This is a genomic window from Salinispira pacifica, from assembly GCF_000507245.1.
Taxonomy (GTDB): Bacteria; Spirochaetota; Spirochaetia; order DSM-27196; family Salinispiraceae; genus Salinispira; species Salinispira pacifica.
On sequence record NC_023035.1, the window covers coordinates 1,455,140 to 1,470,422 of the forward strand.

The following is a 15,283-nucleotide window of genomic DNA, read 5'->3' on the forward strand; positions in this document are numbered from 1 at the left end:
GGGATGATGTCGAATTTGCAGATGTAGCCTGCCCTGAATTTACCGGGCGGATGATGGGGAACGCCAGATCTCTAATTGCCCGGCGATCATTTCCCTGGCCCGTTCCAGATCTTTTTTTATTTCATCCTTGGATTCCGGAGCGGGAATTACACCCAGAATCCTGGTGCGGTAAAGATAATCATTTTTCCGCAAAAAGTCTGTAAAATGACTGTATTTTGATCCACCGTCTATTGCCAGCACCACCGTTGGAAGCATGGTTCTGGTTTGAATGATTCGGTACGCCCCGGGATTGAATTTCTTCAGACTGCCGTCCCGGCTTCTGGTTCCTTCAGGAAATACTGCAGGATTGAAACCCCTTCGTTTGGCCAGCCGGGAAAACGAGCTGAGAATATCGGCTGTTTCCCGGAAATTTGTGTAGCGGTTTATGAGGGGGTGTCTGCCGTAGCGAAGCACTCTGGATGCTCCCGGAACATGCCGGCCAAGCTCCCGTTTTGCAACGAATCTCAGGCCCTTGCCGGGAAAACTGTGAAGTGCTGCTAAAATATCAAGAAGGCTCTGATGGTTTGCAACCACAATGAATTGATCAGGAAGATTAATGTGATCAGGTTCCTGGCGGATATCCAGTCCGATCAGTTTTCTGCCCCAGCGGAGAATAAATTCCGTTGCACTCTCCGCAATCCGCTCAACCATTCTCATGGCCCTGTCCCGGGGGAGTAACAATTTGGCCCATGCTATCCTGATATCCACCGAAATGAGATGAACAAGTACCATTGAGAGATAGAAGATTAAAATCATAACACCTCGCATATTGTATTGACAGCTAAAGATTTATCTGATAGCTTTTCCGCCTGTTATATGGCTGTGAGCCGTATTACGACACTCCGGACTCTTGTGAGCCCGGTGTCAATTCGATTGCTTACAGCAATTGTAACCGAAAATTCAACGGAGGTTAATCCTTGGCGAATTCAAAAACAGCTGAAAAGCGTCACCGACAAAGCGTGGGTCGCCGGATGCGGAACCGGACTGCAAAGAGTGAAATCCGCACAGCAATGAGAAGATTCCTTGTGGCCGTCAAAGACGAAAACAAAGAAGCTGCAGAAGAGCAGTTTAATACTATCAGGAAACTTCTTGATACTGCTGTCAGCAGGGGCATCATGCACAAAAATACCGTTGCACGTAAGAAGTCCCGCCTGGCCAAACATCTCAATAACTTAAAGTAACGGCGGAATCTTCGCCCCTCATTTTGGGGGGCTGAAGGCTTCTGACGCCGTCCATCCCGCAATACACTTCAATTCATCATACCGCATGAATAGGGGATGAGAAGGAGTATCTGTGTCTAAAGTAAAAATGACCAAAGCAGAAATAGTTGATAATATTTCCGATTCAACAGGTATGCCGAAAAAAAACGTGCACAACATTATAGATCTGATGCTTTCCCAGGTAAAAGACGCATTATCTGAAGACCGTATCATCGAGTTGAGAGGCTTCGGCACCTTTGAGATCCGAACCCGGAAGGGCAGGGAAAAGGCGCGAAATCCGAAAACAGGCCAGACTGTCAAAGTTGAAGATCATGGTGTTGTGAATTTCCGTCCCGGCAAGGAACTGAAAGACAGTGCCTGGCCATTGAGGAAATAGTATTTTGAACTCTCAGTCGGATTCTTCCACGGCAGTGTCTCGAAGGGTTCTCAACCGGACGCTTTTCTTTCAGGAGATGCAATGTCATCAGGCAGCATGAAAGTTTCCCGAAATAATGGACAGGGCAGCCACGGGTTGCCCGAAGTACACGGACAAGGTTCCGGAAGCCATGGGGGTTGGCCCCGGGGTTCCGGGCAGTTTTTCAGGAACTGGCAGGTATTATTCTGTCGGTTCTTTTATTTTATCTGGCCAATCCCAACGATATTTCCCACGACGGGTTCGGCCTGCTGGGCTTTTTCGCCCTCCTTCCATTGATGTGGACCATCCACCGGGCTCCTTTCTGGAGACTTGCCCTGTACGGTCCGTTCGTCGGTTTTATCACCTATGCCCTGTTTAATATCTGGCTTGTCAACTTTCATCCCATGGCCATATTTATCGTGCCGGTAATTTACGCGGCATATTATATGCTGCTCATACCTCTGTTAAAGCTGCCGGTTCTCACCATGGGCTCTTATGCCTGGATTGCCCAGCTGTTTATCTGGCTGGGGTATGAGTATTTGCGCACCCGGGGGTTCCTGGGGTATGCATACGGAATTGTGGGGTACACCCAGTATCTCAATATTCCCCTGGTGAATGTCGCGTCCCTCACCGGTGTGTGGGGGGTGAGTCTGCTGGTAATACTGCCGCAGTTTTTCGCCGCACAGGTTCTCGCGTCGCCATCAGAGTGGAATGTGAAAAGCCGGCGCTTCATTATCCCCGCATCATCCATTCTTATTCTTCATGCGCTGGCAGTGACCTACGGCGTTGCAAGTCAGGTGGATTACAGCGGGGCCCCTGAAGTAAAAATGGCTCTTGTTCAGCAGAATGTGGATCCGAAAATCGGAGGCACCCGGGCATACCGAAACTCCATGGATGCCAGCATCCGCCAGACCCGGCTGGCCCTTGAAGAAGCCCCGGATACCGAACTGGTGGTGTGGTCTGAAACCAGTTTTATTCCTGCCATTGATTTTCACAGCAGATACAGAACCCAGCCCGAACGCTATGAATTGGTGGATGAACTTCTTGAGTATATCGATTCTACCAATATCCCGGTGCTTCTGGGAAACGGCGACGGGCAGCTTCAGCTGAACGATGACGGGGAGTATATCCGGAACGATTACAATGCCGTCTATTTGTACAGGGACAGGGATGACAGCGAGATTTACCGGAAACTTCACCTGGTTCCCTTCACCGAACATTTTCCTTACGAGAAGCAATTTCCCTGGCTCCATCGCCTCCTTGTGGAAAATGACACCAGTTTCTGGGAGAAGGGGGAAGAATGGACTATCTTCCGCCTGGAAAACGGACTGGAAGAGATGGAATCCCTGGAATTCGCCACCCCGATCTGTTTCGAGGATACCTTCGGGTACCTCAGCAGAGGTTTTGTTCAACGGGGAGCACAGCTGATCATAAATCTGACCAACGATTCATGGGCGGAGTCGGTTCCTTCGGCCACCCAGCATCTGGCCATGGCTGTTTTCCGGACAACGGAAAACCGCAGGAGCATGGTGCGCTCCACAAACGGCGGAATGACCGCAGTGATTGATCCAAATGGACGGATTATAGACAGCAATGAGCCGTTCACTGAGAGCTACATTATCAGTGATGTTCCCGTATACACCGCTTCCAATGGGCTGTATACCCGCATCGGTGATCTATTTGCCTATCTGTCTCTATCTGCAGGAATTATTTCAGTGATCGCTTCATGTGTGCTTTTGATTTTCCGGCCGGGGAAACGATCCGGCACAGAGCAGAATACGCAAACTACCACGTGATCGGGGTTCGGGGGCTTTCTCAATTGACAGAAACCCCGTTTCCTGTGAAAATATTAATAACCTTTGGGGGTATTTGATAATGCAGAAAGAGAAAATTCTCATAGTTGACGACGAACAAATTAACCTCGATTTCTTTGAGGTAATGCTCTCCAAATTAGGTTTTACCGTTGAAAAAGCTGAAGACGGTGAGCGTGCACTTCAGAAAGTCAAAGAGTGCAACCCTGATCTGATAATTCTCGACAATATTATGCCAAGGCTTTCCGGCTGGGAAGTTACAAAGATCCTGAAAAATGACGAAGAATATGCTGAGTATTCCAATATACCGGTAGTCATGTTTTCGGCCATGGATGATGTAAAGGACAAGATTGAGGGTTTTGAGTTGGGAGTGGAGGATTACATCACCAAGCCCTTCAATTTCTCAGAGGTTCTGGCCAGGATTAAGGCCGTACTCAGGGGCAGGGACCTGACCCAGCAGATACTTCAAAGGGAAAAACGGCTGGCTCTCACGGAAAGCCTCAACAACAGCCTGCTCTATTTTACCAACCATGTGAAGAAGCCCACATCAGATCTACTGCAGATGGCCCAGAACCTGGATGCAGATGATGCGGGGGCGGTAAAAAAGTTCGTTCAGAGCGTAATTGCGGAAACCGAGGAAACTCTTGCCACACTCAGCGGTCTTGAAGACAAAGTTCAGGATCTGAAAGTACAGGGTGACAAGCTGAAAGAAGACGAAGTAAGTCTGGAAAGTCTTGAACTTAAGTATCAAAAGCATTTTAATAACTACAGGGCAAAGAACGTAAACATGTGAACCTGCCCAGCCCAGGGCGGTGCGGTGGTGCGAATACCCGGAGTAGACCATGATAAGCGAAGAAAAACAGCAGCTTCTTGAGCTTTTCGCCCAGGGGCGAAAATATTACAAACTCATGAACTTTGAGGAAGCACTGAAAACCTTCCAGAAGGCTCGGGAAATAGATCCCAGCGACGGTCCAAGCAGAGTGTATGAACTGCGCTGCAAGCATTATTTGAAGAATCCCCCGGAAGACGACTGGGACGGAGTCTTCACCATGAAAACAAAATAACCCGGCAATGCATCCTTTGAGATATTCCTGCAGGGCAGTAATCATACGGAGAATACATGTCATCCTCATTCGATAAGAGCGTACTGGAACATACACGGACCCGACTGGGGTCCCAGACTTTTTTGAAAGGTGAGCTGAAATTCGACAGCTCCATGCGGATAAGCGGACGTTTTCAGGGAAAGATTTCATCCGGCGGATTCCTTTACATAGAAGAGGGCGCAGAAATTGAAGCAGACCTTTTCGTGCAGGATGTGGTTGTGGGCGGAACTGTGCGGGGTAATATCGAAGCCCAGGGAATGGTTGAAATGCTGGACAGTGCCAAAATATATGGAAATGTCCGGTCTGCCAAGCTGAGAATCGCCGACGGAGTAATTTTCGAGGGACGCTGCGAAATGATCCGGAAAGCCGAAAGTGTTGATATTTTTTCTTCTCCGGTAAAAGAACTCCGGGAAAATATCCAGAACGGCGATTGACCCCATCGGAGGAAACAAACCCTTCATGCGACTGTTTCTGACCAACGAGAGCTTCAGCAGCACTATTGTTGAGGTGGAGTACGAAAGGCACTGTTCCGAGCCGGCTTCAATTGAAACCGCTGAAGGAATTCAGCTGTCCGTACCCGATCATCTTCTTTCCGCCGAGCTGCTGCCCGAACATCTGCGTACAGAAAACGAGGCAGATCTGTCGGTGATCAGCGCATGTATATTGCTGAAGCTGTGTGAATCCAGGGAGCAGAGGCTGTCACTGGCGGAAAGCTGTACGGGAGGGGCCATGGCTTCCCGGCTGACCGCTTTTCCGGGAAGCAGCCGTGTATTTGATTTTTCAGCGGTGACCTACAGTAATTCAATGAAACACAGGGTGCTGTCCGTACCCTGGGAAATACTGGACGAATATGGAGCCGTTTCACCCCGGACTGTTGAAATGATGTACCGGGGTGTACTGAATATCAATCCTGGAACCGGCGCCTGCGCCGTAAGCGGAATTGCCGGACCCGGCGGAGGCAGCACGGAAAAGCCGGTGGGACTTGTGTACATTGCCACCGGCTGGAATGACCGGTCTCCGGACATACGGAAACGGCTGTTCAGCGGAGACAGAGGTGCAATTCAGCATAAGGCGGTGGTATCCGCCAATGTGCAACTGATCCATGGGCTGTTGAACTGTTGACAGTTTCGAAGAGGGCATACTATAGTGAACCACAATCCGATTAATAGACGTTCCTTTCAAAAATCAGCATACGTAAGTATATAGCCAACCCCCACTACCTATCTGGAGAATTTATGCCAATTATCAGAAGAAAAAGAAACGAAGATCACTCCGAAGAAGAATCCTCAAAGGAAGACTCCTTGAAAGAAGACAGCTCTCCGTCCAATACGGCGGATCATGATACACAAACAGACTCAGGAAATCATACATCCCGGGATAATTCCGGATCCCCGGGAGACAGTGGTGATTCCTCAAGCGGAACATCCGGACCCGCCGGCGATGAGAGTAATTCAGGCCGCAATTCGGATAATTCCGCCGATTCGGAAGCTGAACACTCCAATAATTCCGGAAGTTCCGATTCTTCCCGGAGTGAATCCCGGAAGGGCGGCGAAGTAGGTTTCCAGAACAAAGACGGCGGGGAACAGGGAACTCAAAACGGATCATCCTCCCAGGAAAGTGGCGGAGATGCCGGAAGCGGTTCTCAGCGCAAAAATTCCCGTGGTCAAAACTCATCCCGAAACGGGAGCTCCTCCGGCAGCGGTTCCGGATCATCCTCACGAAATTCCGGCGGAAACGGAAAAGGTAAGGGATCGAATAAAGGAAAAAAGCGAAAGGTCAGAGTGGAAGTGAAAAAAGACAACGGCGATTCAGCCGGTTATCAGTCAGCTCCCGGCGGCCAGGACCATGAGGGCGGTGCTTCCGGCCCCCCCAAGCCCATGAGCAAAAGCCTGAGCATCAATGATCTCATTACAACCCATATGCAGGGACTTCGGGATTTCGCCGCACAGATGGGAATCAGCAAGGAAAACATGCTCTCTTTGAAAAAACAGGAGATCATATTTGCCATCCTGAAAGCCCACACCGATCGGAACGGAACCATTTATGCATACGGAAGTCTTGAAATCCTTCCCGACGGCTACGGATTCCTCCGTTCTCCCCAGAACTCATATCTTCCCGGCCCCGACGATATTTATATATCACCCAGCCAGATCAGACTGTTCAATCTGAAGACCGGAGACACCGTATACGGACAGATCCGTCCTCCCAAGGATGGAGAACGCTTTTTCGCAATGCTCAGGGTTGAGTCGGTGAACTTCGACAACCCGTCGGTAGCCCAGACCCGAATTCCTTTTGACAACCTTACTCCGCTCTATCCCAATGAACGGCTGAATATGGAAACCAAAAACGGAGAGGTGAGCACTCGGATGATCAACCTCTTCTGCCCCATCGGAAAAGGGCAGCGGGGACTGCTGGTTGCTCCTCCCAGAACCGGAAAAACCATTCTTCTCCAGCGTATTGCAAACGCAATCACGGAGAATAATCCCGACGTGTATCTTATAGTTCTGCTCATTGATGAACGTCCGGAAGAAGTTACCGACATGCAGCGGAATGTGAAAGCCGAGGTTATCAGCTCCACCTTTGACGAACAGGCAACCCGGCATGTACAGGTTGCGGAGATGGTGCTGGAAAAAGCCCGGCGCATGGTGGAGCATGGCAAGGATGTGGTTATTCTCCTGGACTCCATCACCCGGCTTGCCCGTGCCTACAACCAGACGGTCCCCACATCCGGTAAAATACTCTCAGGGGGTGTGGATTCCAACGCCCTTCACAAGCCCAAGCGATTTTTCGGCGCAGCCCGGAACATTGAAGGCGGGGGAAGCCTCACCATTGTAGCAACCGCCCTTATCGAAACCGGAAGCCGCATGGATGAGGTGATCTTCGAAGAGTTCAAGGGAACCGGTAACATGGAAGTGAACCTGGACCGGAAAATGGCCGACCGCCGTCTGTATCCTGCAATAAATATCAAACGATCGGGAACCAGGAAGGAAGATCTGCTTCTGGACGAGAAAGAACTGCAGAAAATGTGGGTGCTCCGGAAGGTGATTAACCCTATGGAAGATAACGAGGTACTGGAACTGCTTATTGACAGGATGCGCAAAACTAAGAATAATGAGGCCTTCCTGCGGTCGATGAATACCTCGCCGGCCGGTGAATAATAATCCTCTTTCCCGGGGAGTTCGGCTGAAACACTGCCTGCTCGCACGGAGGGGAGGACATATACGAGAGGTGACATTATGAAAAAAGATATTCATCCAGAATATCGAACCGTTGCATTCAAGGATATAGCCAGCGGAACCGTGTTTCTTACCCGGTCCACTGTTGAAACCAAAAAGACCTTGAAACATGATGATGGAAACGAGTACCCGCTCTATGAGCTGGAAATTTCCTCAGCATCCCATCCCTTCTTTACCGGCAAGCAGCAGCTTGTTGATACAGCCGGTCGGGTTGAACGGTTCAAGAAAAAGTACAACATCAAATAATTGTACACATTCTGAAAGACAGCTGTGCTGTCTGCGGATTATAGGCATACCGGCGACGGTATGCCTTTTTTTTGTAATCTTGACCGGGCAGCCGGGCAGCCGGGGAGGGAACGGGGCTGTCAGTCGGGTAGATATTCCAGAGTTATTCCCGGTCAAGTATCAGTGGTGAAATAACCTCCGGTGCCGCTCCGCCGGAGAACAACCGGCGATACCCCAGTACCAGAGCGCCAAGAAGCCCGGCAGTCACCACCCAGGCAAGCCAGTCTCCGAAGCGGGTGTACACTGTTTCGGGCATGCTTCGTGCAACGGGAATTTCTGCCAGAAGATAATCTGCCCTGAACATGGGAATTTCAGCTGCAATTTCTCCGCTGGGAAGAATGATGCTGGTAACCCCGCCGTTGGTGGCCCTCAGCAGAGGGCGCCGGTTTTCTATTGCACGATAACGGGCGGATACCAGATGCTGCATTTGGGCTGAATAGGTCTGACTCCATGCGTTATTTGTAAGGTTCAACAGTGCATCGGCCCCGGCTTTCACGAAAAATCTGCTGTTATATGCAAAGGAATCCTCAAAACACACCGGAGTACCGATGTGAAGGTCCTGCCGGGGAAAATCGAAGAGAGTCACCGACTCTCCCGGCGTCCATCCGCTTGCCGGGATACCGATTACATCTTCCAGAAAGGTACTGATAAAGGGAAAATCGGTGAGGGGAACATGCTCGGCGAATGGAATGAGATGAATCTTGCCGTAGTCCTGAAGGATCTCTCCTTCCGGACTGATCTGTATTACCCCGTTCATTGCAATAAACGGATCCCTGCTTCTCAGCAGAGGTGCTCCGGTGATTAAAGAACCTTCCAGTTCCGGCAGAAAGTCTCTGAAGGACAGATCCCGGGGGAAATTTCGGTAAAAGCTGCTCTCCGGAGTGTAGGGATAACTCAGGCTGGTTTCGCTCCAGCTGATAATATCCGGCTGCCGTCCGTACTGATCCAGGGCCTCAGCTATCCCCTCACGGGTCAGCTCCATGGCGATCGACATACCTGTTGAAGGATCGGATTCAGCCCAGCTGTCCACATTCTGTTGAATGAGAAGTACCAGTTCAGTTCTCTCAGCGTTCTGCTCCATCCGGGAAATCTGTCCGTGGCGGATCACTCCGTATGCCGAAAAACAAAGGGTGATTAGAAGCGCAGCGGCAACTGATCGCAGTCCGGACGGGAACCGCCCCAAACCTGTGAAGCGGGCGTTGGCTGGCTGAACCTCGAATCCACCCCTGCCCCGGAGCAGGATCTGTGCAAGGCCGGCCTGGAAAAACAAAACGGTGAAACTGAGAGCCCAAATGCCGGTGAGTTCGCTGATCTGGTTGATGAAGATGAAGTTGTGAAAGGGAAAGGCTGCGAGATTCCAGGGAAACGCAAGATATCCCCGGCTTTTAAAAAACTCGAATGCAGTCCAGGCCAGTGCAAACAGCAGCGGCCGGAAGGGATGGCTTTTAGGTGTGTGATTCCCAGGTGCCAGGAGGAAATACAGCAGCCGGAAAAACCCCAGATGATAGACTATGTACACCACCGTTACTCCGCCGATGGTCCACAGGGAATACTCACCGAAGTTTGTCAGCCAGAAATAACTGGAAAGGGTGAAACTCAGGGCATATATGAGTGCCGAGAGACGAAGCTGATTGCGGGTCAGCCCGGCTGTTGTGACCAGAAAATAGAGGGGGATATAAGAAATCAATCCGAACAGCCAGTTCCCCTGAAGGAACAGTTCATTGGGCTGGGCAAGCCAGTTCAAAAGAGCCGCCAGCAGGGGAAAAAGAAGAATTTTGTGGTAATGGGATCGGGGTACGTTCATAATACAGGAGAGCATATCAGAAAAATCCTTTTTGTTGATACGTTTCTGATAATCAGGTACTATTATTTCAAAGTCCAGGGAGGGCTGTTTGGACCGGGATTACGTTGAACTTCATACAACAGAATATCACCACAAGCCTGATGTCATGGTTTCCGCCCCGGGAGTTGCCAATCTCATGGGTGAACATACAGAATTTGCCGAGGGCCATGCCCTGAGCTTTGCCCTTCCTTTCAGAATGTATGTGGCGGTTTCCCCCCGGGACGATCACAGTTTCAAGTTTTATGCCGCAGATCTGGATGAGCGAAAGAAATGCAGCCTCTCAAATCTCAAGTATAAGCGGGAAGACCGCTGGGCGAACTTCATAAAAGGTTCCATTTACGGCCTGCAGAACATGGGCTGCACCATTGAAGGGCTGAATGTGACCGTAGGCGGCGATGTACCAAGCGGTATCGGTCTGGGCAGTTCAGCAGCCATCGTGGTGGCCGCCACCCGAGCCATTGCCGGACTTCAGAATTTTCCCCTCAGCGAACTGCAGCTGCTGCAATGCGCCCACCAGGCGGAGACGGCATTTCTCCATGAAGATACCGGTTTTCTGCCCCATCTGGCCTGCCATCATGCTCTGCCCGGCAAAATCAGCCTTATCGATACCCACAGCCTCAGCGTCGAACATATGGATTATTCACCGGGAAATGTACGAATGGTACTCCTGGACTCCAAGGTTCCGCCCCAGGAGTTTGAGGAAGACAGGGTTGAGCGTCATCAGCTCACCGATGACTGCATGAATCAGCTGAAAGAAAAACTGGGCGGCAGGGATTATCGGAACCTGACCATCAGGGAAATCCGCCAAAGTCTCGGCATCCTTTCCGAATCCAGACGGCGTGTATGCATTCATGTTGCCCAGGAATATCAGAGAGTATCAGAAGTCTACGGCTATCTGCAGGAAGGCAACTACGCTGAAGCGGGGAAAGAGATGTTCCGCAGCCATGAGGGTCTGAGAGATCTCATGGAATTATCGGTACCGGAAATCGACTGGGTGGTAAAACGGAGCATGGAGATGGACGGCGTATACGGTGCCCGTCTCACCGGCCGGGGGTTCGGCGGATGCGTGCTTCTGCTTATCGATAAAGAACATATGGATACATACCGTGAACGCATGGATGAATACGAACGGATTTTCGGGTTTCACCCGGAGATGATCGAGGTAAGCCCCGGTGAGGGAACCCGAAAGGAATTATAGATTTCGCCCATACGGCGGAATCTGTAACGGCTGATATCTGCACTGCAAAAGCTGATACAATGGACAAGCGGTGCCAATGAAAAACCGGTGCCATTGGACAAGCGGTGCCAATGGACAACCGATGATAGATACGGCATGAAGGAATTACTCTGGAAATGAAAATACTTCTGAGCAATGACGACGGAATAGACAGCGAGGGAATCCGAATTCTCAAAACAGTGGTTCAGCAATATCATCCCGATGCGGAAATCTGGATTGTTGCTCCCGACGGAGAGCGCAGCGGCATGTCCCACTCAATTACCCTCAGGGATTCCATCCGTGCAAGAAAAATCGCAGAACATGAGTATCAGACCAGCGGGTCTCCTGCGGACTGTGTGATGACTGCGGTAATGGGAATAATGGATTCACGTCCCGATGTGATTATCTCGGGGATCAACAGAGGGCCCAATCTGGGAACGGATATTACCTATTCCGGCACCGCAGCCGCAGCCCGGCAGGGTGCGTATATGAATATTCCATCCATTGCCGTAAGCCTGAATGGATTTCATCCTCCGCTTCACTATGCTCCCCTGGCGGAAACGGTTGCAAAAAACCTTGAGGCATTCATCCGTCTCTGGGATGAGCATCATTTTATCAATATTAATGGACCGAACATTCCCGGCGGAGGGAAGGATGTCCGGATAACCTATCCCGGCAGGCGATTGTACAAGGATGTTCTGGAGTGGTTTGATGCTCCGTCCGGTGACCGCTACTGGTTTCTTGCCGGAGAACCGGTTGATAACAGCGACGAACCCGGTTCGGACTGGGAAGCGGTAAGTCAGAATCTGGTTTCCATCAGTCCCGTGCATTTGCACCCGCTGAATAACGAAATTGATTCCGAATACGAACAGACGGATTTTGTCATATAGGGTGCTTCAGCCATGCTGGAGCAATAACAGGGAGTACGGACTGTGCAAAAAGGCATACACCTATACAAGGAAGGCAAGTTTCAGGAGGCCCTGAGGTTTTTCCGGAGCATAGATGTTGAGGAAGATCAGTATTCCCAGGTCTCATACTACCTCGGTCTGTGCTACACCCGGCTGGAGCAGTACGATGAGGCCCTGATTTACCTTGACCAGGTAATCGCCTCCTCAGATGATTTCGCTCAGGCGTATCAGAGCAGAATGGTGATCGGATACATATATGCTGAGACCGGCCGGTACCGGCTGGCGGAGTTCGAATTTCAGCATCTTTTGGATGAGGGATACGAAAGCGCACGGGTTCACGCTGCTCTGGGATATATTCTCTATGAACAGGGCAATATTCCGGGAAGCATTAAAAATCTGGAGGAAGCGCTGAATATCGATCCCGAGAATCCCACCGCACTGAACTCTCTGGCATTTATTATGGCAGACCAGGGGTTGAGACTTTCCGTGGCAAGGGATTACATCCGGAGAGCGCTGAATATCAGGCCGGACAGTGCAGCATACATGGATACTCTGGGATGGGTACTCTTTAAGAGCGGTGAGCTGGAGGGCGCCATGAAAGCCCTGAAGAAGGCACGGGATCTTGCACCGGATGAGAAGGAAATTCAGGAACATTTTGCACATGTGAAAAAAGCGGGTATGATAAATTCATGAAGGTATTGCAGAACTTCCATCCCGCAGCTGCGGGAGCGAACAGACGGCGTATGTTGTTTTCCATTCTCATGCTGCTCCTCCTGGGTGCCTCAACACTTTGGGCACAGGTTGATTTTGACGCCCTGAATGCCTCCGAGAGTTTCCGGGAGGGAGTGGTGAGCTTCCACCGGGGGCGGTATAACGAGGCAATCCTTGCGTTCCAGAGAAGTCTCAGTTTTGTATCGGACGACAACCTTACCAGGGAATGGCTGGGAAGGGCACTCTATTTCAGCGGTTTTGAAGATGCCGCATTGAATGAGTGGGAGCGGATCGAGAGTGCCGGTGAGGCTTCTCCCTCGCTGCGCGCCTTTATTGACCATGTCAGATCCCGTCAGAGCCTTGCGGGAGAACTGGGAGAGGACAGGGATTACCTGATCCTTGAGGAATTCGAGGCAGATGAGTATCAGAATTCCATGCTTCATCCTGGCGGAATAGTGCCCGACGGAACAGGCCGCAGCTATGTCACCTCCTTCAGCGGAAACAGCATACAGCTCCTGGATCAAAGCGGGCGCATTCTGGACACTCTCATCGGTGGACTTTTTCCCCTCTCCGGACCCTATGACCTGGATCTGTATGAAGATGAAATTTATGTAAGCAACTTCCTCTCCGACACAATTTCCGTGCTTGATTTGCAGGGCAATACCGTCAGACGCTTCGGCAGCACAGGCATCGGCGATGAACAGCTGATCGGCCCCCAGTATGTGAGCATTGCCCCCGAGCCCGCCCTTTATGTGAGCGATTTCGGCAATCAGAGAATCGTGAAATATGACCTGGAGGGAAATCTTCTTTTTCACTTCGGGGCTCCTCCCGCATTTCGCAGCAGTCCCTCTGTGTTTCAGGGCTTCGCCCGGATTGGAGGAATTACTGCTGTGGAAGACGGAATCTTTGCTGCCGATAACCGCAGCGGTTCACCGGTGCTCCATTTCTTTGATCACAGCGGAAATATACTGGAAAGCTTTCCGCTGCCCCGGCTGGATGAAATTGAAGATATCCATGCCCAGTCCCCTCAGGAAATTATCATCACAAGCCGCAGCGCAGTATACCGTTTCAATTCTTCGGATTTGAGTCTCCGTGAGCTGCATCAGGCGGCAGAAAACAGAAATGCACAGTTTATCTCTGCCCGACTGGACGATAACGATAATCTGCTGGTGAGCGATTTTCGAAACAGCCGGGTGGCATTCCTTTCCAGATTGTCTGGCCTCTATTCGGGATACCATGTGGAAATTCTCCGGGTGGAATCATCTGATTTTCCCCGGATCTATGCGGAAGTGTCCGTACGGGACTTCACGGGGAACCCCGTTCTTGGCCTGGACACAAACAATTTTATCCTTACAGAAGACGGTTTGCCCCTTGACGGCTGGGATCTTGAATACAGCGGTTCATTCGACACCCACAGCAGCATAGCTCTGATTATGGAATCGTCCCAGGCCAGGGAGGATGCGGAATTCCGGGAACGCCAGGCCGAAGGCCTGGATCAGACGCTTCAGGCAATTTCTTCCATGGATACTTCCCCTTCTCTGAGAATCGTTTCTGCGGGACTGTCACCGGTCCTTGAATACGACCGGGGGGATGATCCGGGAAATATTCCCGCCATCCTGGAAAATCTGGGTGCCGACCGGGAATGGAGGCTGGACCAGGCAATCCGTCTCGCAGGAGACAGGCTGCTGCTTGACCAGAGCAAGCGGGAGCTGGTGTTCATCGGACGGGGCAATCTGCCGGATTGGGCGTTTGAAAACATCGGTCTGAATCAGACTCTGGCCTATCTCCGGAACAACAGCATCAGGCTGAGTTTTATACAGATAAGCGATACACCGGTGGATCCCGCTCTGGAATATCTCCTTGAACAGAGCGGCGGCCGACGTTATCGGCTGTTTCAGCCCCGGGGACTGAATGATATGGCCGGGGATTTTGAAGCGCGCAGAACCGGAATATATCTGTTCCAATCCAATTCATTGTTTGACGCTGACTTTGGAAGAAAGTATCTTCCTATAGAGGTCGAGGTAACCCACTTCACCAAGAGCGGAAGGGATGAATCGGGATATTTTGCACCTCTGGAATTCTAAAAGCTGCAGAGGCGCAGTCACATGACCCTTACAGTTCTGAGGGAAGCTTCAATCACAGACGAAGGATCACATGCTGTGCCGATGCAGCAGCGACAATGGGAGTATTGCTATGCCTGAACCCGGTGGACAGGGTGATGTTCAGCTGAAGAAAAAAACAGACCTGAAAAAGCCCGACATGTATAAGGTCATCATGCTTAATGATGACTATACGACCATGGAGTTCGTGGTTGAGGTCCTTATGAAGTTTTTTCAGAAGGACCCGGTGAATGCTCAGCGGATTATGTTTGAAATCCACGAAAAAGGGGCCGGCGATGTGGGTACATTCACCTACGATATTGCACAAAGCAAGGTCCAGAAGGTGCACCGCTACGCCAGGGAGAAAGAGTTTCCCCTGCGGTGCAGAATCGAAAAAGCCTGAAACCAAGAGGTATAT

16 protein-coding genes are annotated in these 15,283 nt (G+C 50.8%); 14 read left to right on the forward strand and 2 right to left on the reverse strand.

Annotated elements, in window-relative coordinates; translation table 11 throughout:
- Positions 1–39: 39 nt before the first annotated feature.
- Entirely contained in the window at positions 40–795 is a 756-nt protein-coding gene (locus L21SP2_RS06440; RefSeq protein WP_024267694.1) for a lysophospholipid acyltransferase family protein, read from the reverse strand.
- A gap of 161 nt (positions 796–956) precedes the next feature.
- On the opposite strand from L21SP2_RS06440, the gene rpsT reads away from it, so the two are divergent.
- The 9 genes from rpsT (at position 957) to L21SP2_RS06485 (ending at position 8,049) form a co-directional block, all read left to right on the forward strand.
- Positions 957–1,220 carry a 30S ribosomal protein S20 gene (gene rpsT, locus L21SP2_RS06445; protein WP_024267695.1) on the forward strand — a complete coding sequence of 88 codons (264 nt, stop codon included), beginning with the start codon at positions 957–959 and terminating at the stop codon, positions 1,218–1,220.
- Positions 1,221–1,332: 112 nt separating this feature from the next.
- Complete coding sequence (locus L21SP2_RS06450; RefSeq protein ID WP_024267696.1) at positions 1,333–1,635, forward strand: HU family DNA-binding protein; 303 nt, start codon at positions 1,333–1,335, stop codon at positions 1,633–1,635.
- A 176-nt stretch (positions 1,636–1,811) separates the two neighbouring features.
- Complete coding sequence (lnt, locus tag L21SP2_RS06455) at positions 1,812–3,449, forward strand: apolipoprotein N-acyltransferase (protein WP_024267697.1); 1,638 nt, start codon at positions 1,812–1,814, stop codon at positions 3,447–3,449.
- A gap of 79 nt (positions 3,450–3,528) precedes the next feature.
- Entirely contained in the window at positions 3,529–4,257 is a 729-nt protein-coding gene (locus L21SP2_RS06460; RefSeq protein ID WP_024267698.1) for a response regulator transcription factor, read from the forward strand.
- 49 nt (positions 4,258–4,306) lie between these two features.
- Positions 4,307–4,528 carry a tetratricopeptide repeat protein gene (locus tag L21SP2_RS06465; protein WP_024267699.1) on the forward strand — a complete coding sequence of 74 codons (222 nt, stop codon included), beginning with the start codon at positions 4,307–4,309 and terminating at the stop codon, positions 4,526–4,528.
- A 56-nt stretch (positions 4,529–4,584) separates the two neighbouring features.
- Positions 4,585–5,001 carry a bactofilin family protein gene (locus tag L21SP2_RS06470; RefSeq protein ID WP_024267700.1) on the forward strand — a complete coding sequence of 139 codons (417 nt, stop codon included), beginning with the start codon at positions 4,585–4,587 and terminating at the stop codon, positions 4,999–5,001.
- A 25-nt stretch (positions 5,002–5,026) separates the two neighbouring features.
- Positions 5,027–5,689 carry a CinA family protein gene (locus L21SP2_RS06475; protein ID WP_024267701.1) on the forward strand — a complete coding sequence of 221 codons (663 nt, stop codon included), beginning with the start codon at positions 5,027–5,029 and terminating at the stop codon, positions 5,687–5,689.
- 113 nt (positions 5,690–5,802) lie between these two features.
- Complete coding sequence (gene rho, locus L21SP2_RS06480) at positions 5,803–7,725, forward strand: transcription termination factor Rho (protein WP_024267702.1); 1,923 nt, start codon at positions 5,803–5,805, stop codon at positions 7,723–7,725.
- A gap of 78 nt (positions 7,726–7,803) precedes the next feature.
- Positions 7,804–8,049 (forward strand): type B 50S ribosomal protein L31, encoded by a 246-nt coding sequence (locus L21SP2_RS06485; protein WP_024267703.1) that lies wholly within the window; start codon positions 7,804–7,806, stop codon positions 8,047–8,049.
- Positions 8,050–8,191: 142 nt separating this feature from the next.
- On the opposite strand, the gene lnt (L21SP2_RS06490) is transcribed toward L21SP2_RS06485, so the two are convergent.
- Positions 8,192–9,907, reverse strand: coding sequence for an apolipoprotein N-acyltransferase (lnt, locus tag L21SP2_RS06490; protein WP_024267705.1), 1,716 nt, complete (start codon positions 9,905–9,907; stop codon positions 8,192–8,194).
- Positions 9,908–9,980: 73 nt separating this feature from the next.
- Between lnt (L21SP2_RS06490) and L21SP2_RS06495 the strand changes: the two genes are divergently transcribed.
- The 5 genes from L21SP2_RS06495 to clpS all read left to right on the forward strand — a co-directional run bounded on the left by L21SP2_RS06495 (position 9,981) and on the right by clpS (position 15,268).
- Positions 9,981–11,129 (forward strand): galactokinase, encoded by a 1,149-nt coding sequence (locus L21SP2_RS06495; RefSeq protein ID WP_024267707.1) that lies wholly within the window; start codon positions 9,981–9,983, stop codon positions 11,127–11,129.
- 155 nt (positions 11,130–11,284) lie between these two features.
- On the forward strand, positions 11,285–12,037 hold the full coding sequence (gene surE / locus L21SP2_RS06500; protein ID WP_024267708.1) for a 5'/3'-nucleotidase SurE: 753 nt from the start codon (positions 11,285–11,287) through the stop codon (positions 12,035–12,037).
- A 42-nt stretch (positions 12,038–12,079) separates the two neighbouring features.
- Positions 12,080–12,748, forward strand: a complete 669-nt coding sequence (locus tag L21SP2_RS06505) for a tetratricopeptide repeat protein (RefSeq protein ID WP_024267709.1) — start codon at positions 12,080–12,082, stop codon at positions 12,746–12,748.
- Positions 12,745–14,850: a hypothetical protein gene (locus tag L21SP2_RS06510; protein ID WP_024267710.1), complete on the forward strand. Its 2,106-nt coding sequence runs from the start codon at positions 12,745–12,747 to the stop codon at positions 14,848–14,850. The genes L21SP2_RS06505 and L21SP2_RS06510 overlap by 4 nt, the downstream gene beginning before the upstream one ends.
- Positions 14,851–14,959: 109 nt before the next feature.
- The gene (clpS, locus tag L21SP2_RS06515; protein ID WP_024267711.1) at positions 14,960–15,268 is read left to right on the forward strand and encodes an ATP-dependent Clp protease adapter ClpS; all 309 of its coding nucleotides are present in this window, start codon (positions 14,960–14,962) and stop codon (positions 15,266–15,268) included.
- The last annotated feature ends 15 nt before the right edge of the window (positions 15,269–15,283 follow it).

Coding starts and splice junctions, on each gene's coding strand:
- L21SP2_RS06460 (WP_024267698.1), top strand. CDS start 3,529: ATGCAGAAAGAGAAAATTCTCATAGTTGACGACGAACAAATTAACCTC.
- clpS (WP_024267711.1), top strand. CDS start 14,960: ATGCCTGAACCCGGTGGACAGGGTGATGTTCAGCTGAAGAAAAAAACA.
- rho (WP_024267702.1), top strand. CDS start 5,803: ATGCCAATTATCAGAAGAAAAAGAAACGAAGATCACTCCGAAGAAGAA.
- L21SP2_RS06470 (WP_024267700.1), top strand. CDS start 4,585: ATGTCATCCTCATTCGATAAGAGCGTACTGGAACATACACGGACCCGA.
- L21SP2_RS06475 (WP_024267701.1), top strand. CDS start 5,027: ATGCGACTGTTTCTGACCAACGAGAGCTTCAGCAGCACTATTGTTGAG.
- L21SP2_RS06485 (WP_024267703.1), top strand. CDS start 7,804: ATGAAAAAAGATATTCATCCAGAATATCGAACCGTTGCATTCAAGGAT.
- lnt (WP_024267705.1), bottom strand. CDS start 9,907: ATGCTCTCCTGTATTATGAACGTACCCCGATCCCATTACCACAAAATT.
- L21SP2_RS06510 (WP_024267710.1), top strand. CDS start 12,745: ATGAAGGTATTGCAGAACTTCCATCCCGCAGCTGCGGGAGCGAACAGA.
- L21SP2_RS06465 (WP_024267699.1), top strand. CDS start 4,307: ATGATAAGCGAAGAAAAACAGCAGCTTCTTGAGCTTTTCGCCCAGGGG.
- L21SP2_RS06440 (WP_024267694.1), bottom strand. CDS start 795: ATGATTTTAATCTTCTATCTCTCAATGGTACTTGTTCATCTCATTTCG.
- surE (WP_024267708.1), top strand. CDS start 11,285: ATGAAAATACTTCTGAGCAATGACGACGGAATAGACAGCGAGGGAATC.